The sequence below is a fragment of the Fodinicola feengrottensis genome, assembly GCF_010993775.1.
Classification (GTDB): domain Bacteria; phylum Actinomycetota; class Actinomycetes; order Mycobacteriales; family HKI-0501; genus Fodinicola; species Fodinicola feengrottensis.
This window is the reverse complement of record NZ_WOTO01000007.1, coordinates 120678-145967: the sequence shown is the minus strand read 5'-3', so window position 1 is coordinate 145967 and position 25290 is coordinate 120678. Positions and strand designations below refer to the sequence as shown.

25 protein-coding genes and 7 pseudogenes are annotated in these 25290 nt (G+C 66.3%); 1 reads left to right on the top strand and 31 read right to left on the bottom strand.

Annotation, left to right across the window (positions count from 1 at the left end; translation table 11 throughout):
* Positions 1-145: 145 nt before the first annotated feature.
* The 29 genes and pseudogenes from rplO to GNX96_RS08625 form a co-directional block, all read right to left on the bottom strand.
* A complete protein-coding gene (gene rplO, locus GNX96_RS08765; protein WP_163567679.1) occupies positions 146-589 on the bottom strand; it encodes a 50S ribosomal protein L15 in 444 nt (147 codons plus the stop codon).
* A gap of 2 nt (positions 590-591) precedes the next feature.
* The gene (gene rpmD, locus GNX96_RS08760) at positions 592-774 is read right to left on the bottom strand and encodes a 50S ribosomal protein L30 (RefSeq protein WP_163567678.1); all 183 of its coding nucleotides are present in this window, start codon (positions 772-774) and stop codon (positions 592-594) included.
* Entirely contained in the window at positions 756-1382 is a 627-nt protein-coding gene (gene rpsE, locus GNX96_RS08755; protein ID WP_163567677.1) for a 30S ribosomal protein S5, read from the bottom strand. The genes rpmD and rpsE overlap by 19 nt, the downstream gene beginning before the upstream one ends.
* Before the next feature lie 43 nt (positions 1383-1425).
* Positions 1426-1833 carry a 50S ribosomal protein L18 gene (gene rplR / locus GNX96_RS08750; protein ID WP_163567731.1) on the bottom strand — a complete coding sequence of 136 codons (408 nt, stop codon included), beginning with the start codon at positions 1831-1833 and terminating at the stop codon, positions 1426-1428.
* The gene (rplF, locus tag GNX96_RS08745) at positions 1823-2362 is read right to left on the bottom strand and encodes a 50S ribosomal protein L6 (protein WP_163567676.1); all 540 of its coding nucleotides are present in this window, start codon (positions 2360-2362) and stop codon (positions 1823-1825) included. Before rplF ends, rplR begins: the two co-directional genes overlap by 11 nt.
* A gap of 17 nt (positions 2363-2379) precedes the next feature.
* Positions 2380-2789, bottom strand: a pseudogene (gene rpsH / locus GNX96_RS08740) (30S ribosomal protein S8).
* 67 nt (positions 2790-2856) lie between these two features.
* Positions 2857-3042: a type Z 30S ribosomal protein S14 gene (locus tag GNX96_RS08735; RefSeq protein WP_163567675.1), complete on the bottom strand. Its 186-nt coding sequence runs from the start codon at positions 3040-3042 to the stop codon at positions 2857-2859.
* 2 nt (positions 3043-3044) lie between these two features.
* Entirely contained in the window at positions 3045-3617 is a 573-nt protein-coding gene (rplE, locus tag GNX96_RS08730; protein ID WP_163567674.1) for a 50S ribosomal protein L5, read from the bottom strand.
* Positions 3617-3931 (bottom strand): 50S ribosomal protein L24, encoded by a 315-nt coding sequence (gene rplX / locus GNX96_RS08725; RefSeq protein WP_163567730.1) that lies wholly within the window; start codon positions 3929-3931, stop codon positions 3617-3619. Before rplX ends, rplE begins: the two co-directional genes overlap by 1 nt.
* A gap of 11 nt (positions 3932-3942) precedes the next feature.
* Entirely contained in the window at positions 3943-4317 is a 375-nt protein-coding gene (gene rplN / locus GNX96_RS08720; RefSeq protein WP_163567673.1) for a 50S ribosomal protein L14, read from the bottom strand.
* 57 nt (positions 4318-4374) lie between these two features.
* Positions 4375-4683 (bottom strand): 30S ribosomal protein S17, encoded by a 309-nt coding sequence (gene rpsQ / locus GNX96_RS08715; protein ID WP_279579807.1) that lies wholly within the window; start codon positions 4681-4683, stop codon positions 4375-4377.
* Positions 4680-4934 carry a 50S ribosomal protein L29 gene (gene rpmC / locus GNX96_RS08710; RefSeq protein WP_163567672.1) on the bottom strand — a complete coding sequence of 85 codons (255 nt, stop codon included), beginning with the start codon at positions 4932-4934 and terminating at the stop codon, positions 4680-4682. Before rpmC ends, rpsQ begins: the two co-directional genes overlap by 4 nt.
* Positions 4934-5356, bottom strand: coding sequence for a 50S ribosomal protein L16 (gene rplP, locus GNX96_RS08705; protein ID WP_163567671.1), 423 nt, complete (start codon positions 5354-5356; stop codon positions 4934-4936). The genes rpmC and rplP overlap by 1 nt, the downstream gene beginning before the upstream one ends.
* A 162-nt stretch (positions 5357-5518) precedes the next feature.
* A complete protein-coding gene (rpsC, locus tag GNX96_RS50230) occupies positions 5519-6313 on the bottom strand; it encodes a 30S ribosomal protein S3 (protein WP_313885608.1) in 795 nt (264 codons plus the stop codon).
* Positions 6313-6858 carry a 50S ribosomal protein L22 gene (gene rplV / locus GNX96_RS08695; RefSeq protein WP_163567670.1) on the bottom strand — a complete coding sequence of 182 codons (546 nt, stop codon included), beginning with the start codon at positions 6856-6858 and terminating at the stop codon, positions 6313-6315. Before rplV ends, rpsC begins: the two co-directional genes overlap by 1 nt.
* Positions 6859-6901: 43 nt before the next feature.
* Positions 6902-7185 (bottom strand): annotated as a pseudogene (gene rpsS, locus GNX96_RS08690) (30S ribosomal protein S19).
* A gap of 12 nt (positions 7186-7197) precedes the next feature.
* Positions 7198-8034: a 50S ribosomal protein L2 gene (rplB, locus tag GNX96_RS08685; RefSeq protein WP_163567669.1), complete on the bottom strand. Its 837-nt coding sequence runs from the start codon at positions 8032-8034 to the stop codon at positions 7198-7200.
* Between the two features lie 30 nt (positions 8035-8064).
* On the bottom strand, positions 8065-8385 hold the full coding sequence (gene rplW, locus GNX96_RS08680) for a 50S ribosomal protein L23 (protein WP_163567668.1): 321 nt from the start codon (positions 8383-8385) through the stop codon (positions 8065-8067).
* Between the two features lie 134 nt (positions 8386-8519).
* Positions 8520-9156, bottom strand: a pseudogene (gene rplD, locus GNX96_RS08675) (50S ribosomal protein L4); the annotation flags it as partial.
* Positions 9153-9815 (bottom strand): annotated as a pseudogene (gene rplC / locus GNX96_RS08670) (50S ribosomal protein L3). The pseudogenes rplC and rplD, both read right to left, overlap by 4 nt.
* A gap of 13 nt (positions 9816-9828) precedes the next feature.
* The gene (rpsJ, locus tag GNX96_RS08665) at positions 9829-10137 is read right to left on the bottom strand and encodes a 30S ribosomal protein S10 (protein WP_163508525.1); all 309 of its coding nucleotides are present in this window, start codon (positions 10135-10137) and stop codon (positions 9829-9831) included.
* Positions 10138-10584: 447 nt separating this feature from the next.
* A pseudogene (gene tuf, locus GNX96_RS08660) lies at positions 10585-11778 on the bottom strand (elongation factor Tu).
* Between the two features lie 160 nt (positions 11779-11938).
* A pseudogene (gene fusA / locus GNX96_RS08655) lies at positions 11939-13987 on the bottom strand (elongation factor G).
* Between the two features lie 117 nt (positions 13988-14104).
* Complete coding sequence (gene rpsG, locus GNX96_RS08650) at positions 14105-14575, bottom strand: 30S ribosomal protein S7 (RefSeq protein ID WP_163567667.1); 471 nt, start codon at positions 14573-14575, stop codon at positions 14105-14107.
* Positions 14575-14949, bottom strand: a complete 375-nt coding sequence (rpsL, locus tag GNX96_RS08645; protein ID WP_163567666.1) for a 30S ribosomal protein S12 — start codon at positions 14947-14949, stop codon at positions 14575-14577. Before rpsL ends, rpsG begins: the two co-directional genes overlap by 1 nt.
* Positions 14950-15338: 389 nt before the next feature.
* Positions 15339-15590, bottom strand: coding sequence for a DUF4190 domain-containing protein (locus GNX96_RS62915; protein ID WP_163567728.1), 252 nt, complete (start codon positions 15588-15590; stop codon positions 15339-15341).
* Between the two features lie 582 nt (positions 15591-16172).
* Positions 16173-16505, bottom strand: coding sequence for a hypothetical protein (locus GNX96_RS08635; protein ID WP_163567665.1), 333 nt, complete (start codon positions 16503-16505; stop codon positions 16173-16175).
* Positions 16506-17218: 713 nt separating this feature from the next.
* Positions 17219-19141, bottom strand: a complete 1923-nt coding sequence (locus tag GNX96_RS08630; protein ID WP_163567664.1) for a hypothetical protein — start codon at positions 19139-19141, stop codon at positions 17219-17221.
* On the bottom strand, positions 19096-20145 hold the full coding sequence (locus tag GNX96_RS08625) for a M14 family zinc carboxypeptidase (protein WP_279579805.1): 1050 nt from the start codon (positions 20143-20145) through the stop codon (positions 19096-19098). The genes GNX96_RS08630 and GNX96_RS08625 overlap by 46 nt, the downstream gene beginning before the upstream one ends.
* Before the next feature lie 99 nt (positions 20146-20244).
* On the opposite strand from GNX96_RS08625, the gene GNX96_RS08620 reads away from it, so the two are divergent.
* Complete coding sequence (locus GNX96_RS08620; RefSeq protein WP_163567662.1) at positions 20245-20700, top strand: hypothetical protein; 456 nt, start codon at positions 20245-20247, stop codon at positions 20698-20700.
* An 87-nt stretch (positions 20701-20787) separates the two neighbouring features.
* Here GNX96_RS08620 and GNX96_RS08615 read toward each other — a convergent pair whose 3' ends face one another.
* Positions 20788-21231: a GNAT family N-acetyltransferase gene (locus GNX96_RS08615; protein WP_163567661.1), complete on the bottom strand. Its 444-nt coding sequence runs from the start codon at positions 21229-21231 to the stop codon at positions 20788-20790.
* Between the two features lie 106 nt (positions 21232-21337).
* Positions 21338-25232: pseudogene (locus GNX96_RS08610) on the bottom strand (DNA-directed RNA polymerase subunit beta').
* Between the last annotated feature and the right edge of the window lie 58 nt (positions 25233-25290).

The following is a 25290-nucleotide window of genomic DNA, read 5'->3' as shown; positions in this document are numbered from 1 at the left end:
TGTCAGGCTGCTTCACGTCCCGACACGACCAGTGCCAGGCTACGAAGCTTCGCTGTCGGACTTTAACAGCCAGCTGTGAGCGGGGGCACGATCCCACCGGAATCCGTACGGATTCGGTGGGAAAAACTACCCCGCCCGCTCGCGACTACAGCTGTTCGGCGGTGCCACCGGCGGCGGCGATTTTCTCCTTGGCCGAAGCCGAGAATGCGTTCGCCTTGACGGTCAGCTTGACGCCGGCGAGGTCGCCGTTGCCCAGGACCTTGACCAGCTGGCCCTTGCGGACCGCGCCGGCCTCGACCAGCTCCTGGGGGCCGACTTCGCCACCGGCCGGGAAGAGCTCGGCCAGCCGGTCCAGGTTGACGACCTGGTATTCGACCCGGAACCGGTTCTTGAAGCCCTTGAGCTTGGGCAGCCGCATGTGCAGCGGCATCTGCCCGCCCTCGAAGCCAGCTTTCACCTGGTAACGGGCCTTGGTGCCCTTGGTGCCGCGGCCGGCCGTCTTGCCCTTGGAACCTTCACCGCGACCCACACGGGTCTTCGCGGTGTGAGAGCCAGGCGCCGGCCGCAGGTGGTGGACCTTGAGTGCCATCGTTACTCGACCTCCTCGACCCGGACCAGGTGGGTCACGGTGCGTACCATGCCGCGGATCTCGGGCCGGTCTTCCTTGACAACCACGTCGTGGACCCGCTTAAGGCCCAGCGAGCGCAGGGTGTCGCGCTGGTTCTGCTTGTTCCCGATCCCGGAACGGATCTGGGTCACCTTGAGGCGTGCCATGTCATCCCCCCGCGGCGGCCCGCGCCCCGCAGCATGGCGGCCGGGGCCACGTCCTCCAGCGGCAGACCACGGCGAGCCGCGATCTCCTCCGGACGCTTCAGCTCCCGCAACGCCTGCACGGTCGCGTGCACGATGTTGATCGGATTGGACGAACCGAGGCTCTTGCTCAGTACGTCGTGGATGCCCGCGCACTCCAGTACGGCGCGCACCGGACCACCGGCGATCACACCGGTACCGGGGCTGGCCGGCTTGAGCAGTACGACACCGGCCGCCGCCTCACCCTGCACCGGGTGCGGGATGGTGGCGCCGATCCGCGGCACCTTGAAGAAGTTCTTCTTGGCCTCCTCGACACCCTTGGCGATCGCCGAGGGCACCTCCTTGGCCTTGCCGTAACCGACGCCGACGTTGCCGTCACCGTCGCCGACGACCATCAGTGCGGTGAAGCTGAACCGACGACCGCCCTGCACGACCTTCGCGACGCGGTTGACCTTGATCAGCCGTTCGATGTGCGGAGACTTCTCCGGGGCCGACCCGCCCCGCCCGCCGCCACGGCCGTCACGGCGCTCGCCGCCTCCGCCGCCGCCTCGGCGCTGCTGCTGACCAGGCATCAGGCGTCCCTTCCTGTCTCGCTACCAGTTTTGCTGCTCATCATCAGAACTTCAGGCCGCCTTCCCGGGCTGCGTCGGCCAGCGCGGCAATCCGGCCGTGGTACGTGTTGCCGGCCCGGTCGAACACCACGGCCTCGATGCCAGCCGCGGTAGCCCGCTCGGCGATCAACGCACCGACCTTGGTGGCCAGCGCCGTCTTGTCGCCCTCGGCGCCACGGATGGTGGCGTCCATCGTCGACGCGCTGACCAGCGTACGGCCGGAGCGGTCGTCGATGACCTGAACGTGCATGTGCCGCGAGGAGCGCTTGACCACCAGGCGCGGACGCTCCTGGGTGCCGTGCACCTTCTTGCGGATCCGGAAGTGCCGGCGTGCCTTGCCGATCCGGCGGGTCTGCGCGAGGAGCCGGCCGAAGCCGACCGCCGCAGCAGAGTCGCAGCCATTACTTGCCAGCCTTTCCGGCCTTGCGGCGGACGTTCTCGCCCTGGTACCGCACGCCCTTGCCCTTGTACGGCTCCGGCGGGCGGATCTTGCGGATCTTCGCCGCGGTCTCGCCCACCAGCTGCTTGTCGATGCCTTCGATCGAGAAGATCGTTGGCCGCTCGACCTTGAAGGTGATGCCCTGCGGCGCCTTCACCACCACCGGGTGGCTGAAGCCGAGAGCGAATTCCAGGTCAGAGCCCTTGGCGGTGACCCGGTAACCGGTGCCGACGATCTCCAGGGTCTTCGCGTACCCCTGGGTGACCCCGGTGATCAGGTTCGCGACCAGCGTCCGTGACAGGCCGTGCAGGGCCCGGTTCGACGGTTCGTCGTCCGGACGCTTCACCAGCACTGTGCCGTCGTCGCCGCGCTCGACCGTGAGCGGGTGCACCACGGTGTGGCTCAGCTCGCCCTTAGGTCCCTTGACGTTGACCGTCTGTCCTTCGATGGCCACATCCACCCCGCTTGGTACCGGGATGGGCAGCCGTCCGATGCGTGACATTTTCTCTGCTCCTTCCCTTACCAGACGAAGGCGAGGACTTCCCCGCCCACGCCACGCTTGTTTGCCTGCCGGTCTGTGAGCAGACCGGACGAGGTGGAGATGATCGCGACGCCGAGGCCGCCCAGCACCTTGGGGAGGCTGGTCGACTTCGCGTAGACCCGCAGGCCTGGCTTGGAGATCCGGCGGACACCGGCAATGCTGCGCTCGCGGTTCGGGCCGTACTTCAGCTCGATGGTCAGCTTCTTGCCGACCTCACCCTCAGTCGGCTCGGCGGCACGACCCAGCCGGTGATGTAGCCCTCCTGCTGGAGGATCTCGGCGATGTGCGACTTGAGCTTCGAGAACGGCATGTCAACGCTGTCGTGGTACGCCGAGTTGGCGTTGCGCAGCCGGGTCAACATGTCCGCGATGGGGTCTGTCATGGTCATGGGCTTGTTGCCTTTCTCGCCCTGGTTCCCGCGATGGGCCTGTGGCGAAGGGAAATGTGGAAACTACTCACCACGAGGACTTGGTCACGCCGGGAAGCTCGCCACGGTGGGCCATCTCGCGTACGCAGATGCGGCACAGCCCGAACACGCGGAACACCGCGCGCGAGCGGCCACAGCGCTGGCAGCGGGTGTAGCCGCGCACCTTGAACTTCGGTTTGCGCGCGGCCTTCTCGACAAGCGCCTTCTTCGCCATGCTCAGTTCTCCTTGAAGGGGAAGCCGAGGCGCTTGAGCAGCGCGCGGCCTTCCTCGTCGTTCGTCGCCGTCGTCACCAAGGTGATGTCCATACCGCGCGGACGGTCGATCGAGTCGATGTCGATCTCGTGGAACATCGACTGCTCGTTGAGCCCGAACGTGTAGTTGCCGGTGCCGTCGAACTGCTTGTCCGACAGGCCACGGAAGTCACGGATACGCGGCAGCGCGATCGACGACAGCAGCCGGTCCGCGAACTCCCACATCCGGTCGCCGCGCAGCGTCACCTTCACGCCGATCGGCTGGCCCTCGCGCAGCTTGAACTGGGCGATGGACTTGGTGGCCCGGCGAACCTGCGGCTTCTGGCCGGTGATCAGCGACATGTCGCGGATCGCGCCGTCGATCAGCTTGGCGTCCCGGGCGGCGTCACCGACACCGCTGTTCACCACGATCTTGACCAGCCGCGGGATCTGCATGACGTTGCCGTACGAGAACTGCTCGCGCAGTCCCGGTGCGATCTCGTCCGCATACCGCTGCTTGAGGCGCGGCCTGGTCCTGGTTTCAGTTGCGACAGTCACTAGATGTCCTTACCGGAGCGCCGCGAAATCCGTACGGTGCGGCCTTCTTCGTCCTTGCGACGGCCGACCCGGGTGGGCTTGCCGTCGGAGTCGACCACCATCACGTTGCTGGCGCTGATCGGCGCCTCCTGGGTGACGATGCCGCCGGTCTTCGCGCCCCGCTGGGTGGTGGACACCCGGGTGTGCTTCTTGATCCGGTTCACGCCCTCGACCAGAACCTTGCCGGTCTCCGGGTAGGCCACCATCACCTTGCCCTTGGTGCCCTTGTCCTTACCGGCGATGACCAGCACCGTGTCGCCCTTTTTTACCTTCAACGACGGCATGGTTACAGCACCTCCGGTGCCAGCGAGATGATCTTCATGAACTTCTTGTCCCGCAGTTCCCGGCCAACCGGGCCGAAGATGCGGGTGCCGCGCGGGTCCCCGCCGTCGCGGATGAGCACCGCGGCGTTCTCGTCGTCGAAGCGAATGTAGGAGCCGTCCGGGCGGCGCCTCTCTTTCAAGGTGCGGACCACGACGACGGCCTTGACCACGTCACCGCGTTTGACACCGGCGCCGGGAATGGCGTCCTTCACGGTGCCCACGATGATGTCGCCGATGCCGGCGTAGCGGCGACCGGAGCCGCCGAGCACCCGGATGCAAAGAATTTCCTTCGCACCGGTGTTGTCGGCGACGCGCAGTCGCGACTCCTGCTGGATCACGTCAACTCCTGTATGTCGAGCCGGTTCTCGGTGACCCGAGCCTGGCCGAACGAATAATTACTTGGCTTTTTCAAGAATCTCCACGACACGCCACCGCTTGGTCGCGGAGAGCGGACGGGTTTCCATCAGCAGTACGCGGTCACCGACACCAGCGGCGTTGCCCTCGTCGTGCGCCTTGAGCTTGCTGGTCCGGCGCAGCACCTTGCCGTACAGCCGGTGCTTGACCCGGTCTTCGACGGCGACCACAACGGTCTTGTCCATCTTGTCGCTGACCACCAGGCCCTGCCGGGTCTTGCGGTGCTGCTCCCGGGTCTGGGACTCGGTCTGCGCGTCCTGCTGCTCGCTCACTGTCTCGCTCTCGCTCATGCCGACACCTCATTCGCCGCGTCAGCGGGCGCATCGGGGGCGCGGCCGAGGCCGAGCTCCCGCTCCCGCATCACGGTGTAGATGCGGGCGATCTCGCGGCGCACCGTGCGCAGTCGCCGGTTGTTGTCCAGCTGACCGGTGGCGTTCTGGAAGCGCAGGTTGAACAGCTCTTCCTTGGCCTCGGTCAACTTGCCGGCCAGCTCGTCGTCGAGCAGCTCGCGCAGCTCGTTGGGGACAGTGCCCGCGGCCATCAGCTTTCACCCACTTCACGTTTAACGACCCGGCACTTCATCGGGAGCTTGTGGATCGCACGACGCATGGCTTCCTGCGCGATCTGCTCGTTCGGGTACGCCAGCTCGAACAGCACCCGGCCCGGCTTGACGTTGGCGATCCACCACTCCGGCGAACCCTTACCGGAACCCATCCGGGTCTCGGCCGGCTTCTTCGTCGTCAGCGGACGGTCCGGGTAGATGTTGATCCACACCTTGCCGCCTCGGCGAATGTGCCGAGTGATGGCGATACGAGCGGCCTCGATCTGCCGGTTCGTCACGTACGCCGGCTCCAGCGCCTGGATGCCGTACTCGCCGAAGACCACCCGGGTGCCGCCCTTGGCGGCGCCGTGACGGTTCGGGTGATGCTGCTTTCGGTGTTTGACCCTGCGAGGGATCAGCATTTCCTAGCCCTCCTTGGGTGCTTCGGTGCTGGCGGGCGGTGGGGGACGGCCTCGTTGGAAGGCGCGGTCACGGCGGCGGTCGGCTCGGCAGCCACACTCGCCGGCACGGTGCTCGCGACGGCTTCGGTCGCGTCGGCCTTCGGGGCGTCGGTCTTGGCAGCGTCAGCCTTGGCGGCGTCGCCCTTCGGCGCGCCACCGCGGCCACCACGAGCGCCGCGGCCACCACCGTCGCGACCGCCAGTGCCCTCGCCGGCCCGCGGCCGGCGGGCCGGACGGTCCCGGCGCGCGCTGGCGCAGGGCTGCCTCGGCGGCCTCGCGCTCGGCGCGGGACTGCACCACGTCACCCTTGTAGATCCAGACCTTCACGCCAATCCGGCCGAAGGTCGTACGCGCCTCGTACAGGCCGTAGTCGATGTTCGCGCGCAGCGTGTGCAGCGGCACCCGGCCCTCGCGGTAGAACTCCGACCGGCTCATCTCGGCGCCGCCCAGGCGTCCGGAGCACTGCACCCGGATGCCCTTGACGCCCTGGCTCTTCATCGCGGCCTGGATCGCCTTGCGCATCGCGCGGCGGAACGCCACCCGGCTGGACAGCTGCTCGGCCACGCCCTGCGCGACCAGCTGCGCGTCCGCCTCGGGGTTCTTGACCTCCAGGACGTTCAGCTGCACCTGCTTACCGGTGAGCTTCTCCAGCTCGCCGCGAATACGGTCGGCCTCGGCGCCACGACGGCCAATCACGATGCCCGGACGAGCGGTGTGAATGTCCACCCGGACCCGGTCACGGGTACGCTCGATCTCCACTTTGGAGATGCCGGCGCGCTCCATGCCCTTACCCATCAGCTTGCGGATCTTCACGTCCTCCGCGACATACTCCGCGTAGGCCTTGTCCGCGTACCACCGGGACTTCCAGTCGGTGGTGATCCCGAGCCGGAAGCCGTGCGGGTTTACTTTCTGCCCCATTACTCGGTGCTCTCCTTCGCGGACGAACTCGTCGACTCTTGGGCGGCAGCCGCCTTGGTCGTCTTAGCGCTGGTGCTCTTGGTCGGACGCTTGGCCTGCGCGGCGTCGGTGGCCTTGCGGGCCCGCCGGGCGGACCGGCTCGGCCGCTCGGTCACGATGCTCTCCACCACCACGGTGATGTGGCTGGAGCGCTTGCGGATCCGGTACGCCCGGCCGTGCGCCCGCGGCCGGAACCGCTTCAGCGTCGGGCCCTCGTCGACGAATACCTTGGTGACCCGCAGGTTCTCCGGATCCAGCCGCTCGTTGTTCTCGGCGTTCGCCACCGCACTGGCCAGCACGGTGTACACCGGCTCGCTGGCGGCCTGCGGGGCGAACCGCAGCAGGGTGAGCGCCTCGCTGGCCGGCAGGCCACGGATCAGGTCAATAACCCGACGTACCTTCATCGGGCTGACCCGCACGTAACGTGCCTCAGCGAACGCACCGGGCGCCTCACCGAGGAGACGCTCCCTGCGCAGGTTCACGCGGTTGCCTTCTACCACTGCCATCTCTAAGTCAATCCCGTCTGCTGTTCGTCAACTCAGACCGCTGTTAGCGGCGGCGAGCCTTCCGGTCGTCCTTTTCGTGACCCTTGAACGTCCGGGTCGGCGCGAACTCGCCGAGCTTGTGCCCGACCATCGACTCGGTGACGAACACCGGGACGTGCTTGCGTCCGTCGTGCACGGCGATCGTGTGCCCGACGAAGTCGGGGATGATCGTGGAACGACGAGACCAGGTTTTAATGACGTTCTTGGTGCCCTTGTCGTTCTGTACGTCCACCTTCTCTTGAGCAGGTGGTCGTCGACGAACGGGCCCTTCTTCAGGCTGCGTGGCATTGATCAGACTCCTCAGCGCTTCTTGCCGGTGCGCCGGCGACGGACGATCAGTGCATCGCTGGCCTTCTTCTTCCGAGTGCGGCCTTCCGGCTTGCCCTTCGGGTTCACCGGGTGGCGACCACCCGAGGTCTTGCCCTCGCCACCGCCGTGCGGGTGGTCGATCGGGTTCATGGCCACACCACGGACGGACGGGCGCTTGCCCTTCCACCGCATCCGGCCGGCCTTGCCCCAGTTGATGTTGGACTGCTCGGCATTGCCGACCTCGCCCACGCTCGCGCGCGGCGCGCGTACGTCCACGTTGCGGATCTCACCGGACGGCATCCGCAGCTGGGCGTACGGACCGTCCTTGGCGACCAGCTGTACGGACGAGCCGGCCGACCGGGCGATTTTCGCGCCGCCGCCGGGCCGCAGCTCGATGGCGTGCACCACGGTGCCGACCGGGATGTTGCGCAGCGGCAGGTTGTTGCCCGGCTTGATGTCGGCCGACGGGCCGGTCTCGACCCGGTCGCCCTGCTTGAGCTTGGTCGGTGCCACGATGTAGCGCTTCTCGCCGTCCGCGAAGTGCAGCAGCGCGATCCGCGCGGTGCGGTTCGGGTCGTACTCGATCTCTGCGACCTTGGCCGGCACGCCGTCCTTGTCCGAGCGCCGGAAGTCGATCAGCCGGTACGCCCGCTTGTGGCCGCCGCCCTGGTGGCGGGTGGTCACGCGACCGTGCACGTTCCGGCCGCCGGTCTTGGACAGCGGGCGGATCAGCGACTTCTCCGGCGTCGAGCGAGTGATCTCGACGAAGTCGGCCACGCTCGACCCACGCCGGCCCGGCGTCGTCGGCTTGTATTTGCGGATGCCCATTTTTCTACAAATCCCTCATCAATCAGCCGGCTAGGAGACCGGACCGCCGAAGATCTCGATGCGATCGCCCTGCGCGAGGGTCACCACAGCCCGCTTGCTGGACTTGCGGGTGCCGAACACGGTGGTGGTGTGACCGTTGCGGCCGAACACCATCCGCTTGCGCTTGCCGGGCCTGTTCAGCGTGTTGACGCTGATCACCTTGACGTTGAAGACCTGCTGAACGGCGATCTTGATCTCGGTCTTGTTGGCGTGGGGCGCCACCTCGAAGGTGTATTTGCCCTCGTCCAGAAGCCCGTAGCTCTTCTCCGAGATCACCGGCTTGAGCAGGATGTCCCGCGGGTTGGCGCTCACTTGTCGTCCTCCTGCGCGTCAGCCTTGGCGGCCTTCTTCTTCGGCGCCTTGGCCGGCTTCTCGTCCGCGTCCGCCTTGGCGTCGGTCGTGGCGTCGGCCTTCTTGGTGGACGGCTTGGCCGGAGCCAGCTCCAGGTCACCGCCGACGTACGCGGTCAGCGCCGCCGCGGTGAACACCACGTCCTCGTTGACCAGCACGTCGTACGTGTTCAGCTGGTCGACGAACAGCAGGTGCACGGTCGGCACGTTGCGCAGGCTCTTGAGCGTGAGCTCGTCGCCACGCTCCAGCACCACCAGCGAGTGCTTCGCCGAGGTCACCGAGGTCAGGATCTTCAGCGCGGCCTTGGTAGAAGGAACCTCACCGGAGACCAGCGACTCGACCACATGTACGCGACCATCGCGGGCCCGGTCCGAAAGCGCGCCACGCAGCGCGGCGGCGGCTTCATCTTCTTCGGGGGGTCCGCTGGGCGTACGAGCGGGGCTGCGGGCCGTGCACCACGCCACCGCCGACGAACTGCGGCGCACGGGTGGAGCCCTGCCGGGCCCGGCCGTGCCCCTTCTGCCGGTACGGCTTGGCGCCGCCACCGGAAACCTGGGCCCGCGTCTTGGTCGCGTGCGTACCCTGCCGGGCGGCGGCCAGCTGGGCCACCACGACCTGGTGCATCAGCGGCAGGTTGGCCTGCACGTCGAACAGCTCGGCGGGCAGCTCGACGCTGCCACTGGCCTCACCGTCGGCGGTCAGCACGTTCACGTTCACGGTCAACTCGCTCATTTGGCGACACCGCCCTTCGCAGCGGTCTTGACCAGGACCAGACCGCCGGTCGGACCGGGGATCGCGCCCTTGATCAGCAGCAGACCCTTCTCGGCGTCCACCGCGTGCACGGTCAGGTTGGGAGTGGTGACCCGGGCGTGGCCCATCCGGCCAGCCATCCGCATGCCCTTGAAGACACGGCCCGGGGTGGCGCAGCCACCGATCGAGCCGGGTGAGCGGTGCTTGCGCTGCACGCCGTGACCGGCGCCGAGGCCGTGGAAGCCGTGGCGCTTCATGACACCGACACCGGCGGTGCCCTTGCCCTTGGTGGTGCCGACCACGTCGACCTTCACGCCGGCCTCGAACAGCTCGGCGGTGACTTCCTGGCCGAGCTCGTACTCACTGGCGTCGGTGGTCCGCAGCTCGACGACGTGCCGCCGCGGCGCGCTACCCCGGCCTTGCCGAAGTGTCCGGCCAGCGGCTTGTTCACCTTGCGCGGGTCGATGGCGCCGAAAGCCAGCTGGACGGCGTTGTAGCCGTCCTTGTCCGGAGTCCGGACCTGGGTGACGACGTTCGGACCGGCTTGTACGACGGTCACCGGAACCATCCGGTTGTTCTCGTCGAAAACCTGGGTCATGCCAAGCTTGCGCGCCCAGGATGCCCTTGACTTGGGTTTCCATAGTGGTTCGGCCCCTACAGCTTGATCTCGATGTCGACGCCGGCCGGGAGGTCCAGCCGCATCAGCGAGTCGACCGTCTTCGGAGTCGGGTCGAGAATGTCGATGAGCCGCTTGTGCGTACGCATCTCGAAGTGCTCGCGCGAATCCTTGTCCTTGTGCGGGGAGCGGATCACGCAATACACGTTCTTCTCAGTTGGCAGCGGCACCGGGCCCGCGACCGACGCACCAGTGCGGGTCACCGTGTCGACGATCTTGCGCGCCGAGGAGTCGATGACCTCGTGGTCGTAGGCCTTAAGCCGGATGCGGATCTTCTGTCCCGCCATGGCGTCGTTAAGTTCCTTCTACTCGTACCGCTGCGGTCGATCAGCTGCAGCGAACCAGCTGGTCAAACCCTGCAATCCTGCGTCTTGTCCGACCCCCGCGGTCGGGTGTGTCGGACTTGGAACCACACCGCGGCCCATACACCATCGTCCCGCAGGGGGTCTGCGGAAAATCTCCGCGAGCCACCCACAGTCGAGTTGATGGGCCAGGGTCTGGATCCCGCACGGGCCGATGACCTGCTCAGCGAACCTGAGCGCTCATCCACTGCCCGCACTGTTTCTCAACATCTCTGTGCTTCTGCTCGCTCAAGCGCGGCCGGATCCTTCGGCGCAACCGCCGGGCACTCCCGACCGCACTCAATGAGCAACCTTCGCAGTATGCCTGATCGGCTCAGACACACACCAACCGGGGGGGCTGCAGGTGTCTGCCGTCACCCCGGTTGGGAGGAACTACTTGAGGATCTTCGTAACCTGACCGGCGCCGACGGTACGGCCACCCTCACGGATGGCGAACCGGAGGCCCTCCTCCATGGCGATCGGCTGGATCAGCGAGACCGACATGTTGGTGTCGTCGCCCGGCATGACCATCTCGGTGCCCTCGGGGAGGGTCACCACGCCGGTCACGTCGGTGGTGCGGAAGTAGAACTGCGGGCGGTAGTTGTTGAAGAACGGCGTGTGCCGCCCGCCCTCTTCCTTGGACAGGATGTAGACCCGGCCCTCGAACTCGGTGTGCGGGGTGGTCGTACCCGGCTTGATGACGACCTGGCCGCGCTCCACGTCCTCGCGCTTGATGCCACGCAGCAGCAGCGCCACGTTCTCACCCGCGCGAGCCTCGTCGAGGATCTTGCGGAACATCTCGACGCTGGTGACCGTGGTGGTCTGCTTCTGCTCGCGGATACCGACGATATCGACGGTCTCGTTGACCTTCAGCACGCCGCGGTCGACACGACCGGTGACCACGGTGCCGCGGCCGGTGATCGTGAAGACGTCCTCGATCGGCATCAGGAACGCTTGTCGACATCGCGGTCCGGCTCCGGAACCGACTCGTCGACGGCGTCCATCAGCTCCAGGAGCTTGGCGCTCCAGTCCGCGTCACCCTCGAGCGCCTTCAGCGCCGACACCCGGATCACCGGTACGTCGTCGCCGGGGAACTCCTGGTTCGACAGCAGCTCGCGAACCTCCAGCTCGACGAGCTCCAGGATCTCCTCGTCGTCCACCATGTCGGCCTTGTTCAGGGCCACCACGATGTACGGCACGTTGACCTGGCGGGCCAGGATGACGTGCTCACGGGTCTGCGGCATCGGACCGTCGGTCGCCGAGACGACCAGGATCGCGCCGTCCATCTGGGCGGCACCGGTGATCATGTTCTTGATGTAGTCGGCGTGACCGGGGCAGTCGACGTGCGCGTAGTGCCGCTTCTCGGTCTGGTACTCGACGTGCGCGATCGAGATCGTGATGCCCCGCTGCCGCTCCTCCCGGCGCCTTGTCGATCTGGTCGAAAGGCGTGAAGGGGTTGATGTCCGGGTATTTGTCGTGCAGGACCTTGGTGATGGCCGCGGTCAGCGTGGTCTTGCCATGGTCAATGTGACCGATGGTGCCGATGTTGACGTGCGGCTTGGTCCGCTCGAACTTGGCCTTCGCCACTGTGGTCCTCCTGTGGACTCTTTCTCTGTGCTCCGCCGTTGGTCTCGGCCGACGAGCGTACTGGGTGTGTTTTGAGCGGAATTACTCGCCCATCGCTTTGGAGAGTTATGCCATCGTCCTGGCCGGAGTCCGACGCCCCGCTTCCGGGGCGCCGAACGCCTTATTCGCCGTTGACCTTGGCGATAATTTCCTTCGCGACGTTAGCCGGAACCTCGCCGTACGAATCGAACTGCATCGAGTAGCTGGCCCGACCCTGGGTCTTGGACCGCAGGTCGCCCACATACCCGAACATCTCGCTCAGCGGCACCTGGGCCTTCACGACCCGAGCACCACCACGCTCTTCCATGGCCTGGATCACGCCACGGCGGAGTTCAGGTCGCCGATCACGTCGCCCATGTTCTCCTCGGGCGTGGTGACCTCGACCGCCATCAACGGTTCGAGCAGCGCCGGGCTGGCCTTGCGGGCAGCCTCCTTCAACGCCATCGAACCGGCGATCTTGAACGCCATCTCGGACGAGTCGACCTCGTGGTACGCACCGTCCAGCAGCGTCAGCTTGATCCCCACCAGCGGGTAGCCGGCCATGATGCCGTACTGCATGGCGTCCTGGGCACCGGCGTCCACCGACGGGATGTACTCCTTCGGGATCCGGCCACCGGTGACCTTGTTCTCGAACTCGTACGTGGTGCCGTCCGTGGTGTCGATGGGCTCGATGGAGATGAGCACCTTCGCGAACTGGCCGGAACCACCGGTCTGCTTCTTGTGGACGTAGTCGACCTTCTCGACCTTCTTGCGAATGGTCTCCCGGTACGCCACCTGCGGCTTGCCGACGTTCGCCTCGACCTTGAACTCGCGGCGCATCCGGTCGACCAGCACCTCCAGGTGCAGCTCGCCCATGCCCTCGATGATCGTCTGGCCGGTGTCGTCGTCCTGGTGGACCTTGAAGGTCGGGTCCTCCTCGGCGAGCTTCTGAATCGCGATGGAGAGCTTCTCCTGGTCGCTCTTCGTCTTGGGCTCGATGGCCACCGAGATGACCGGGTCCGGGAAGGTCATCGACTCCAGGATCACCGGGTTCGACGAGTCGGACAACGTGTCGCCGGTAGTGGTCTGCTTGAGACCCGCCACGGCGATGATCTCGCCAGCGCCCGCGAAACCGCGCTCCTCGCGCTTGTTCGCATGCATCTGGTAGATCTTGCCGATCCGTTCCTTGCGGTCCTTGGTCGAGTTCACCACCTGGTTGCCAACCTCCACGCGGCCCGAGTAGATCCGGACGTACGTGAGCTTGCCCAGGTGCGGGTCGGTCTGGATCTTGAAGGCCAGCGACGAGAACGGCTCGCTCTCGCTCGGAGCGCGCTCCACCGGGGTCTCTCGCGTCGTGCAGGACACCGTGCACGTTACCCACGTCCAGCGGGCTGGGCAGGTAGTCGATGACGGCGTCGAGCAGCGGCTGGACACCCTTGTTCTTGAACGCCGAACCACAGACGACCGGGTTCGCCAGGCTCGCGAGGGTGGCCCGTCGGATGCCGGCCTTGAGTTCGGCCACCGACAGCTCTTTGCCCTCGAGATAGGCCTCCATGGTCGTGTCATCGACCTCGGCGAGCGTCTCGATCAGCTTCTCGCGGTACTCCGCGGCCTGCTCGACCAGCTCGGCCGGAATCGCCTCGATCGCGTAGTCCTCGCCGACCTTCGTCTCGCCACGCCAGGTGAGCGCGCGCTCCTCCAGCAGGTCGACGACCCCGATGTGGTCGCCTTCCAGGCCGATCGGAATCTGCAGCACCAGCGGAGTGGAGTTGAGCCGGTCCCGCATCATCTGGACGCAACGGAAGAAGTCCGCGCCCGTACGGTCCAGCTTGTTGACGAAGCACATCCGGGGCACGTGGTACTTGTCGGCCTGCCGCCAGACGTTCTCGGTCTGCGGCTCTACCCCGGCAACACCGTCGTACACCGCGATCGCGCCATCGAGAACCCGCAGGTTGCGCTCCACCTCAACGGTGAAGTCGACGTGCCCGGGGGTGTCGATGATCTGGATCGAGTGGTCTTTCCAGATGCACTTGGTCGCCGCGGACGTGATCGTGATGCCGCGCTCTTGCTCCTGCTCCATCCAGTCCATGGTGGCCGCGCCATCGTGGACTTCACCGATCTTGTAGTTGATACCGGTGTAAAAGAGGATGCGCTCGGTCGTCGTGGTCTTGCCCGCGTCGATATGCGCCATGATCCCGATGTTGCGGGTCGTGACGAGTTCGGCGTCCTTGGCCACTGCTCTCTTCTCTCAAAATCGTGATCGACGTGCGGTGGGGTCAGCTCGGCTGGGGCTGCCCGCCGCGGTGCGCTACCAGCGGTAGTGCGCGAAGGCCTTGTTGGAGTCGGCCATCTTGTGGGTGTCCTCGCGTCGCTTCACGCTCGCACCCAGACCGTTGCTGGCGTCCAGCAACTCGTTCATCAGACGCTCGGTCATCGTCTTCTCCCGGCGCGCCCGGCTGTACGTGATCAGCCAGCGCATCGCGAGAGTGGTGGACCGGCTCGGCCGGACCTCGATCGGCACCTGATAGGTCGCGCCACCGACCCGGCGGCTCTTGACCTCCAGGGTCGGCTTCACGTTGTCCAGCGCACGCTTGAGCGTGATCACCGGGTCGGCGCCGGTCTTCTCACGGGCGCCTTCCAGCGCGCCGTAGACGATCTTCTCGGCGACCGAACGCTTACCGGACAGCAGGACCTTGTTGATCAGGCTGGTGACCAACGGGGAGCCGTACACCGGGTCGATGACGACCGGGTGCTTCGGGGCGGGACCCTTGCGGGGCATTAGCTCTTCTCCTTCTTCGCGCCGTACCGGCTGCGCGCCTGCTTGCGGCCGCGGACACCCTGGGTGTCCAGCGAGCCACGGACGATCTTGTATCGAACACCGGGAAGGTCCTTCACCCGGCCGCCACGCACGAGCACCATCGAGTGCTCCTGCAGGTTGTGGCCGACACCGGGGATGTACGCGGTGACCTCGATCTGACTGGTCAGCCGGACGCGGGCGACCTTGCGCAGCGCCGAGTTCGGCTTCTTCGGCGTGGTGGTGTACACCCGCGTGCACACCCCGCGACGCTGCGGACCGCCCTTGAGCGCCGGCGTCTTGCTCTTCTCGACCTTGTCCTGGCGGCCCTTGCGGACCAGCTGCTGGATCGTGGGCACCGAGCCTGGCCTTCCTTCGTTGTCTGTCTTGCCTTGGTGAAGCTGTGGTCTTCGGTCGTGCTCTCGCGTCACGCGGCCAACCGCTGGCTCGCTCTCGGCGAGCCGGGCCCGTACGCACACGTGATCGTGTCATTCTGTTTTGTTCATGACCTGGTCGGGGCCCGATTTCCCGACCCCCGCGGTCGGGCGTGTCGCCCAACCCACGCACCTACGCGAACTGTTACGTCCATCGGGAGTGCGCCACCGCTCACCACAACAGGTACGCGCCCGTGTCTATTCCGTCACAGGCCCGCCTGACGGCGCGCGAGCACGCCCGGGTCACCCCAGGCACGAACAACAAGCGTACCCACCCCCGTCGCGCAGGTCAAAACGGGGGTGCGTGATCCGCGTTATCTCGGGCTGAGCTGGCTCAGGAAGCCGAAGGCCAGCAACAAAATCACCGCGCAGATCGCCAGTACGATGCCAACCGCGCCACAGATGAGGCCGCTCAGCGCCATCCCGTCGCCGCCGAGCTGCCCATTGGACTTGCTGATGTTGCTCCGCGAAATGAAGCCCATGATCAGTGCCGCGGCGCCCAGCGGATAGCTGAACGCCCCGTAACAACAGATCGCCAGCGGGATCGCCAGAATTCCGCAGATCATCGCCCCGATAGCGAGACCGTCCGTACGCGGGCCGGCCGGATAGCCACTGCCCGGCGGCGGAACCCGGCTGGCCGTAGCCCGCCGCCGGTGGCTGGCCGTAGCCCCCGCCGGTGGCCGGATAGCCAGCACCCGAGGCCGGATAGCCGGCGCCAGACGCCGGGTAGCCAGCACCCGAGGCTGGGTAACCAACGCCGGACGCCGGGTAGCCGGCACCGGAGGACGGGCCGTAGCCGGTGCCGGAGGCCGGCGCGGTGCCGTAACCCGGGTCGGCCTGCTGCGGGTAGCCGGTCGCTGGGTCGTACCCGCTCGGCGGCTGGGCCGCCTGGTCATACCCGCCAGCCGGTGCGGCACCACCCGGGTCGGCCCACGGCTGGGCCGGCTCGTCCTTCTTCAAGGACGGCGGCTCATAGCCGGCCTGGCCATCGTACGAAGTCGGGTCGTACGCCGGGGTGTCGTAACTGGGGGTCGAATACTGCGGCGTCGGGTGGGGCTCACCACTGCCCGCCGGCCGGTTCTCACCGGGTTGCTCGGTCATGCCAATCTTCCTTCCCCGTAAGGCGAAAACCGCCCTGCGCTGCGCTATTAGTCAACGTTACTTGGGTAGTGGGCGTCCTGCGCTGGAACACCCAACCCGACCAGCCAACTGACAGCCAGCGCGGTGCCGACCACCACGGCGATCGAGATGGCCACCAGGCTGAGCACCCGCGCCGCCTTGATCATCCCGGCGCCGGTCAACCACCCGTCGGACACCGCCACCTCGGCGGCCGCCATCCTCGCCAACGCCAGCGCGATCAGCCCCGGCACGACACCGCCCAGGCAGGGCGCGAGCGCGACCGCGACGATCCCGGTCACCAGCGCCCAAACGGCCGCGCTCGCCGCCGCCGCGGCCGCGGCGCGCCGCGGTTGGAACGGCACGTATGGACCGGGCTGCCAGCCAGGACCGCCGTACGGACCGGGCCGCCGGGCCGGATCCCAGACCGGCAGCGCCGAGTAGTTCGGAATCGGCTGCGTTCCGTACGTTTGTGTTCCGTAGGGCTGAGCTCCGTACGGCTGAGCTCCGTGTCTGGGCTCCGTAGGTCGGGGGCCCGTACGGCTGCACCCTGAAGGGCTGTAGCGCGCCGGGCGACGGCACCGGGGGCGGTGTTGACCCGTACGCCATCACGCCACCCTCCGACTTGACCTCAACTCCCGCAGTCTAGGACCTCCCCGATGCCTCTTGAGCCAAGACCGCATGGAGCGCTGCGGTTCGGTGCGAGGTCGGCTCCTCGGCGCCCGAGTCACGGGGTTTCAAGGTCAAAGTCAAGGGCCGAAGGTCAAGGGCGAAGGTCAAGGTCTGCCCTGCGGGCGGCGCCTCTAGGAAGAACGGAGTTTGGGTGCGGGTGGTGCGTTGGGTGGGTGGTTGGGCACTCGCGAAAAAGCACATCCCCTCACCCCACTTACTCCACGCCACCACCGTGCCAGATTCGGCTACTCTCCGCGACATCCTTTGTTGATCTTGGTTAGTTGGCCTACCCAAGCCAGACATTTCACGCCGATGTCCGTTTTGGGTAGACCAACTAACTAACCAAGATCAACAACTCACGGCCCAAAGAGTGGGACGAGCGGTCGCAGGAGTCACAGGGACCCCATCAGTCCCAGCTGTCACAGGTCGGGGGTCGAGTGCGGTACAAAAGCCCGCACTCGACGTCGAGCGGTGCACAAAGTCCCGCACTCGACGAGCGACACCCGGAAAACCGCTCGGGAAACGCGACAAACAGGGCACAGAACCAACCAACGTCATCACACAACAGCGCGAGGTGTCCGTAACCCCGTACGAAACCCCAACCCACCCGGTCAACCCCGGAAGAACCGGGATCTTCCCTCTCCTCGGAGGCAACCGCCGCTTTTGACCTTGACCTTCGCCCCTGACCTTCGCCCCTGACCTTCGCCCCTGACCTTCGATCTCGACCCTTGACCTTCGACCTGGACCGAAGAACCCCGACCTCGATCCGGAGACCTTCCCGTGCGAAACGCTCCAGTAACTCAGGGAGTCTGGATGGCGAGCGGCGGGGCGGCGCCGGCGGCGGCGGCCAGTTCGGCCGGCAACGAGCGGATCCATGAGGCCGGATCGGCGGGCGCGTACCGGCCCGAGTCGACGACGAGAGCTGGACAAAGCCCGGTCCGGTCACGGTCCGGTATGTCACCCCGTGCCCGCGCAGCACCTGCACCTGCCCGGCGGCGGTCGCGTCAGCTGGCCGGACCCGGAGCACCAGGGAGGCTCCGTACGTACGGGTCATGGCCGCGGCGGACTGTTCGGCCCGCAGTTCCGCGGCCGAGCGCTGCCCACTGTTGACGTACGGCTGCGCCTTCGCGGTCCCACGCGATGCGAGCAATGCGTCGAAAAGAAGGTGCGCGCTGCCGTCGGAGAAAGCCCGGAAGTTCGGATCCACCGCGAAAACCGTGACCTGGCCGGAACCAGCTGGCTCGCTGATTTCCGCGGCCGTACCGGCCAGCTCCTCTTCGCCTTGCTGATAACCCGAGACATACCAGTCCGGTGAGGTGAGCGCCGGGTAGCTGGCCACCACATTGGCCGGGTTGCTGGCCGTCATGACCGGATCGCTGTTGTACATCACCCAGTTGGTCCCCGCGTTTGGCGTGTTCACTCGGAAAAGTGTGCCGGGCGCGGTGCCTTTCGGATCCCGCAACACCGCGGTCGACAGGCCCAGGCCGGCCGCCAGCTGGGCGCCGCCCTCCCAACCGACGTAGTGACCACCGCCGTTCGTCCAGTCGGCCAGCGCCTTCTTTCCCGTCGCACCAAGCAATGTCGTGACGGTTTTGGCGTCCGTGTCCGGCACCAGCAGGGTGTCCAGATGGGACAGCACCGACGGTGTCACCTGGCTCGGGCTCAGCACGGTGGACGGGATTCGCCAGTCATGGTCCAGCCGCCACCGCAGCCAGCCGGCACTCTCGGACGGCTGGAATGGGCTCGAAGTGTACGAAAGAATGCCTACCCTCGGTAGCCCGGACGGCAGTTTGACCGCTGGCACCCGTACCGGCGGCAGCACGGTTGACAGCGGCTTCAGCGAAAGCCCAGTGTAGCCACCGTCCAGATTGGACAGCAGCGCCATGCTCCAGCCGGATACGTCATAGAAATACGGGAAAGGCACATACGTGTTTTCGTTGAGCATCGCCTGGATCCAGTGCTTCTCGGCCTGCGCCATCGGAATCCAGTACGTGCCGGCCGGCATCGTCGCGGCCGCTCTGGCCCGCCCGTACGCGGCGAAATCCTTGACGTACAACGGTTTCGCCAGCCGATAAACGACGACGCCAGCCTGCTGCAGCCGCTTGACGACCACCGCGGTGTCCCGCGCCTTGGCCGGGTTGTCGGTACGCAGGAAGTAGCCGCAGACCTTCATGTCCGGCACCGGCAGCTGCACGGTATGACCCGGGTTGTAGACCTTGTTCGGCTGCAACGAGCACTGCTGACCCTGTTTTTCGGCCTGAACGTACGCGTTGTGCCATCCGCTCACGATCTGTGCGCGCCGTCCCGCGCCGGCGAACAGCGAAGCCATTCCGGACGTGTAGTGCTTTTTTCCGTCTGCACCGGATAGGAGGCGCCCTGCCCGACTTCGAAGGTCATACCGGCGGCACCGAACTCGGTGGTCGGGACACTGTCCCCGTACCCCTGAAAGAACAGGTCATAGCCGGATTGGTAGGTATCGTACGAAAATTGCTTCGCGTCGAAAGCAGCGCCATTCGCCACGCCGTACACGTTGTTGATCCAGTCGACCGACGAGTCCGAGGTCTCGTGGTAGGTCGGGTCGGAGTTCGGCGGGAAGAAATAGCTGTCGCCGCCCATGCCGTGCTCGTCGATGTAGAGCTGCGGCGGGTATTTCGCCAGCAGATCGAGTTTCCCGGAAGTTTCGGGCTGGGTACGGGCAAACCAGTCCCGGTTCATGTCGAATGCGTTCGCGTTCTGCCGGGTGTTCAACGCCCGACCATCCGGGTTCTGCGATGGAATCAACCCCACCACCGCGTTGTCCAGGATCCGGCTCGCCACACAGTCGGTCCGGTCCGCCAGCTCGTACGCGATCCGGTCCACCGCGTCCCCACCAGCAGGCTCGTTGCCGTGCACATTGGCCGTCAGCCACAAAATCGCCGGCATCCGCGCCTCAATCACCTTCGCCACCGCCGCCGGTAAATCCGGCCGCCGCAGTAACGCCGCATCCGTCGACAACCGAGCCAGCGCCGCCGGCGTCAGGTTCTTCTTCCGTGACACCAGCGCGTACGACAGCTTCCGCCCGGTCGTCGTGGTGGCGAACGTCCCCGACACCACCTTGTCACTGGCTCGGTCCACCGCGCTCAGGTATTTGTTGAGCTGGTCGCCGGTCGCTTCCCGACTCCCAAGATCGAAGCCCAACACCTGCTTGGCCGTCGGCACCTTGCCCGCGTACGTCGGCGTGGTGCTGACGGTGTCACACGATGCCGCCGCCTGCGCGGGCGCCACGGACATCGCTCCCCCGGCGACCAACGCCGCCACCACCGTCACCGCGGTCACCCAGCTGATCTTCCGCACGCCGAACTCCCCTCACACGCCCAAGAGAGCACCAACGTACGGGCAAATCGCCGATCCGCTCCACGAACCGACCCACACCGGTCACTAACCTTTCAGGTCGTGACGTATTTTGCCGGCCTGCGCAACATCCCCGCCAAGCGGAAACACACCCTGGCGGAATACCGCCCGTGGCAGCTGCACGTCGGCTGGGGGCTCATGCTGGTCAGCTGGCTGGGCATGCTCGGCGCGAGCGTGGTGGGGATGATCACCTCTCCGAAGACCAGCGGCACGGACGTCTTCTGGGTGACGTTCTGGGGTCTCGCCGTGAGCGCGCTTCTCGTCCGCGGCTGGTGGGGCGGCCCGTCGGCGTGGACGTACCTGAAGCTTCTCGCGCAGGTGCTCGGGGTGCTCACCCTGGTCGGTTTGGTCGCCATCACCGCCGTCGAGCTCCCGTACGCGCACTTGGAGGTGAGCCTGCTGATCTACTACGTGCCGGGTCTGCTCGGCGGCCTGGCCCTGCTGACCGCAGGCCTCCTCAACACCCGCCACGTACGCCTGTGGTACGCCGGCACCTGATGCCGCACGTCCGCTCACCTTTCGCGAACTCGACGTTGTCATTGCCCATATCGGGCGTGCTGACAACGAAACGTCAAGTTCGCGGGCTTAGCGGCGATAGCTGTAGTGGATGAACCCCTGGTGGTATTTGCCCACCCTTTCGTACAGCGCGCGAGCTGGGGCGTCTTCCAGTGTATTCCAGTAGAGGCTGGGAAAACCGTGGTCCTCAGCGTCCCGCGCCACCCACTCGATCACTGCCGTCGCAACACCTCGCCGCCGGACTTCGGGGTCCACGAACAAGTCCACCAGATAGCACTTTCCGGCGTACCAGACACTGGCGTGGAACAGGTAGTGCGCGATGCCGACCACCTTGCCGTCCAGCCGGGCGGCGATCCCGCGTATCCGCTCGTCCTTCAGCAGCCGTCGCCAGGTCCGTTCGTAATCGTCGTCGTCGCGTACGACCTCGAAATACGTGTCCTTACCGCGGGCGAGCACTTCCCAGCGGGCCCGGTCGGATTCGGTCAGGAAGCTCATCTCCACCACGCTGCCCATGCTGCCGTACGGTCAGGTCAGCGGTGGGCGCGCATCAGGCCCCGCACAACAAAGCCGGCCGCCCCGCGTACGGGACGGCCGGCTTTGTGTCGTACTGGCTACGCGATCAGCGGTTGTAGCCGCCGTAGTCGTAGTCGTCCAGCGGAACTGCCTGGCCGCTGCCCTGGCCGAACACCGAGTAGTCGCCGTTGTCGGTGTACGGGGACATCGAGTAGACCGATGCCCGGGCTTCCTCGGTCGGCTCGACCCGGATGTTGCGGTAGCGGGAGATGCCCGTACCGGCCGGGATGAGCTTTCCGATGATCACGTTCTCCTTCAGGCCCAACAGGGAGTCGCTCCGGGCCGCGATGGCGGCGTCGGTGAGCACCCGGGTGGTCTCCTGGAAGGAGGCCGCGGACAGCCACGAGTCGGTGGCCAGCGACGCCTTGGTGATGCCCATCAGGGACGGACGACCCGAAGCCGGCTCGCCACCCTCGGCCACCACGCGGCGGTTCTCCGCTTCGAACTGGGCCCGCTCGATCGGCGCGCCCGGCAGGAAGTCGGTCGCACCCGAGTCGATGATGATGACCCGCTTCAGCATCTGCCGGACGATGACCTCGATGTGCTTGTCGTGGATCTGCACACCCTGCGAGCGGTAGACCTCCTGCACCTCCTGGACCAGGTGCAGCTGCACCTGACGCGGCCCAAGAATGCGCAGCACCTCATGCGGGTTGACCGCACCTTCGAGCAGCTTCTCGCCAACCTCGATGTGGTCACCGTCGCCGAAGCGCAGCCGCGACCGGCGGCTGATCTTCTCGTACGCGATCTCGTCGCTGCCGTCGTCCGGCACCACGATGATCTTGCGCGACTTCTCGGTGTCCTCGATCCGGATCCGGCCGGCGGCCTCGGAGATCGGGGCCATGCCCTTGGGGACACGGGCCTCGAACAGCTCCTGGACACGCGGCAGACCGGTGGTGATGTCGTCACCGGCGATGCCGCCGGTGTGGAACGTACGCATGGTCAGCTGCGTACCAGGCTCACCGATCGACTGGGCGGCGATGATGCCGACCGCCTCGCCGACCTCCACCGGGATGCCGGTGGCCAGCGACCGTCCGTAGCAGACCGCGCAGCAACCCAGGCGTGCCTCACAGGTCAGCACGCTGCGGATCTTGATGTTGGTGACGCGGGCTTCGACCAACCGCTGGATGCCCACGTCGCCGAGGTCACTGCCGGCGGCCAGTACGACCTTGCCCTCCGGGTCGGTCGCGTCCTCGGCCAGCGTCCGGGCGTACACGCTGGTTTCCACGTGCGCGTCCTTGACCAGGACACCGTCCACCTCGGCGGCGATCGGCAGCGGGAGACCGCGGCTGGTGCCGCAGTCGTCCTCGCGGATGATGACCTCCTGGCTCACGTCCACCAGACGACGCGTCAGGTAGCCGGAGTCCGCGGTACGCAGAGCGGTGTCGGCCAGACCCTTACGGGCACCGTGGGTGGAGATGAAAAACTCCGCCACGGTCAAGCCTTCCCGGAAGCTGTGCTTCACCGGGCGCGGGATGATCTCGCCCTTCGGGTTGGCCACCAGGCCCTTCATGCCGGCGATCTGCCGGACCTGCATCATGTTGCCGCGCGCGCCGGAGTGGATCATCTTCCACATCGGGTTGGTGATGGGGAAGTTGCGCTCCATCTCCTTGGCCACCTCGTTGGTCGCCCGGGTCCAGATCTGGATGAGCTCCCCACGCCGCTCTTCAGCGGTGATGACGCCGCGCTGGTACTGCTTCTCGATCTTCTCCGCTTCGCTCTCGTACGACTCCAGGATCTCCGCCTTGCGGGGCGGCACCACCACGTCGTCGATCGAGATCGTCACACCGGACCGGGTGGCCCACCGGAAGCCGGCTTCCTTCAGTGCGTCCAGCGTCGCCGCCACCTGCACCTTCGGATAACGCTCGGCCAGGTCGTTCACGATCGCCGAAAGCTGCTGCTTGCGGATCTCGTAGTTCACGAACGGGTAGTCCGGCGGCAGGGTCTCGTTGAACAGCACCCGGCCAAGGGTGGTCTCCAGCACCACCGCGGTGCCGGGCTGCCAGCCCTCCGGAGCCGTCCACTTGTCGCCTTCATCGCCGTTTTCCACGCCGAGGATGTCGTCAAGCCGGATCCGGATCGCGGCACGCAGGTTCAGCTCATGGTTGTCGTACGCCATGATCGCCTCGGCCGTCGAGGAGAACACTCGACCCGCCCCCAGCGCGTCGGCCTCCGGCGAGGTGAGGTGATATAGGCCGATGACCATCTCGTGGGTCGGCGCGGTGACCGGACGGCCAGACGCCGGCGACAGGATGTTGTTGCTGGACAGCATCAGGATCCGGGCCTCGGCCTGGGCCTCGGCGGACAGCGGCAGGTGCACCGCCATCTGGTCACCGTCGAAGTCCGCGTTGAACGCGGTGCAGACGCGGGTGGATCTGGATGGCCTTGCCCTCGACCAGCAGCGGCTCGAAGGCCTGGATGCCCAGACGGTGCAGCGTCGGCGCACGGTTCAGCAACACCGGGTGCTCGGTGATGACCTCTTCCAGCACGTCCCAGACGACCGGACGCGTACGCTCCACCATCCGCTTCGCGGACTTGATGTTCTGCGCGTGGTTGAGGTCGACCAGCCGCTTCATGACGAACGGCTTGAACAGCTCGATCGCCATCATCTTCGGCAGGCCGCACTGGTGCAGCTTGAGCTGCGGGCCAACAACAATGACCGAACGGCCGGAGTAGTCGACACGCTTGCCGAGCAGGTTCTGACGGAACCGGCCCTGCTTGCCCTTCAGCATGTCGGACAACGACTTCAACGGACGGTTGCCCGGCCCGGTGACCGGACGACCACGGCGGCCGTTGTCGAACAGCGCGTCGACGGCCTCCTGCAGCATCCGCTTCTCGTTGTTGACGATGATTTCCGGCGCGCCCAGGTCAAGCAGTCGCTTGAGCCGGTTGTTCCGGTTGATCACCCGGCGGTAGAGGTCGTTCAGGTCGCTGGTGGCAAAACGTCCACCGTCCAGCTGCACCATCGGACGCAGGTCCGGCGGGATCACCGGTACGCAGTCCAGCACCATGCCCAGCGGCGAGTTCCGGGTGTTCAGGAAGTTCGCGACCACCTTCAGCCGCTTCAGCGCGCGGATCTTGCGCTGTCCCTTACCGGACCGGATGGTCTCGCGCAGCGACTCAGCCTCGGCTTCGAGGTCGAAACCCTCCAGCAGCTTCTGCAGCGCCTCGGCGCCCATGCCACCGGCGAAGTAGTCGCCGAACCGGTCCCGGAGCTCGCGGTAGAGCAGCTCATCCGGGATCAGCTGGGAAACGTCCAGCTTGCGGAAGGTGTCCAGCACCTCGTCGAGCCGGTCGATCTCACGCTGCGCGCGGTCGCGGAGCTGGCGCATCTCGCGCTCGCCGCCCTCTTTGACCTTGCGTCGTACGTCGCTCTTCGCGCCCTCGGCCTCAAGCTCGGCGAGGTCGGTCTCCAGCTTCTTCGCGCGCGTCTCGATGTCGTTGTCGCGGCGCTGCTCGAGGTGCTTGCGCTCCGCCCCGATCTCCGAGTCGATGGTCGGCAGATCGCGGTGCCTCGCCTCGGTGTCCACCGAGGTGATGAGGTACGCGGCGAAGTAGATGATCTTCTCTAGGTCCTTCGGCGCGAGGTCGAGCAGGTAACCCAGTCGACTCGGAACGCCCTTGAAATACCAGATGTGGGTGACCGGCGCGGCCAGCTCGATGTGCCCCATCCGCTCACGACGCACCTTGGCCCGAGTGACCTCGACACCGCAGCGCTCACAGATGATGCCCTTGAACCGAACTCGCTTGTACTTGCCGCAGTAGCATTCCCAGTCGCGGGTGGGGCCGAAGATCTTCTCGCAGAACAAGCCGTCCTTCTCAGGCTTGAGCGTGCGGTAGTTGATCGTCTCCGGCTTCTTCACCTCGCCATGGGACCACTGGCGGATGTCTTCGGCGGTGGCCAGGCCAATACGCAGCTCGTCAAAAAAGTTGACGTCGAGCACGTGTAACCTTCTCTTTCTTTTACAGGTCCTGACGGTGGTCGGCGGCCGGCGGGAACGT

Excerpts from the sequence above, each read along its gene's own strand:
- rplO (WP_163567679.1), bottom strand. The coding sequence starts at position 589 with ATGGCACTCAAGGTCCACCACCTGCGGCCGGCGCCTGGCTCTCACACC.
- rpmD (WP_163567678.1), bottom strand. The coding sequence starts at position 774 with ATGGCACGCCTCAAGGTGACCCAGATCCGTTCCGGGATCGGGAACAAG.
- rpsE (WP_163567677.1), bottom strand. The coding sequence starts at position 1,382 with ATGCCTGGTCAGCAGCAGCGCCGAGGCGGCGGCGGAGGCGGCGAGCGC.
- rplF (WP_163567676.1), bottom strand. The coding sequence starts at position 2,362 with ATGTCACGCATCGGACGGCTGCCCATCCCGGTACCAAGCGGGGTGGAT.
- GNX96_RS08735 (WP_163567675.1), bottom strand. The coding sequence starts at position 3,042 with ATGGCGAAGAAGGCGCTTGTCGAGAAGGCCGCGCGCAAACCGAAGTTC.
- rpsQ (WP_279579807.1), bottom strand. The coding sequence starts at position 4,683 with ATGAGCGAGAGCGAGACAGTGAGCGAGCAGCAGGACGCGCAGACCGAG.
- rpmC (WP_163567672.1), bottom strand. The coding sequence starts at position 4,934 with ATGGCCGCGGGCACTGTCCCCAACGAGCTGCGCGAGCTGCTCGACGAC.
- rplP (WP_163567671.1), bottom strand. The coding sequence starts at position 5,356 with ATGCTGATCCCTCGCAGGGTCAAACACCGAAAGCAGCATCACCCGAAC.
- rpsC (WP_313885608.1), bottom strand. The coding sequence starts at position 6,313 with ATGGGGCAGAAAGTAAACCCGCACGGCTTCCGGCTCGGGATCACCACC.
- rplV (WP_163567670.1), bottom strand. The coding sequence starts at position 6,858 with ATGGCAGTGGTAGAAGGCAACCGCGTGAACCTGCGCAGGGAGCGTCTC.
- rplB (WP_163567669.1), bottom strand. The coding sequence starts at position 8,034 with ATGGGCATCCGCAAATACAAGCCGACGACGCCGGGCCGGCGTGGGTCG.
- rpsJ (WP_163508525.1), bottom strand. The coding sequence starts at position 10,137 with ATGGCGGGACAGAAGATCCGCATCCGGCTTAAGGCCTACGACCACGAG.
- rpsG (WP_163567667.1), bottom strand. The coding sequence starts at position 14,575 with ATGCCCCGCAAGGGTCCCGCCCCGAAGCACCCGGTCGTCATCGACCCG.
- GNX96_RS62915 (WP_163567728.1), bottom strand. The coding sequence starts at position 15,590 with ATGATCTGCGGAATTCTGGCGATCCCGCTGGCGATCTGTTGTTACGGG.
- GNX96_RS08630 (WP_163567664.1), bottom strand. The coding sequence starts at position 19,141 with ATGGCTTCGCTGTTCGCCGGCGCGGGACGGCGCGCACAGATCGTGAGC.
- GNX96_RS08615 (WP_163567661.1), bottom strand. The coding sequence starts at position 21,231 with ATGGGCAGCGTGGTGGAGATGAGCTTCCTGACCGAATCCGACCGGGCC.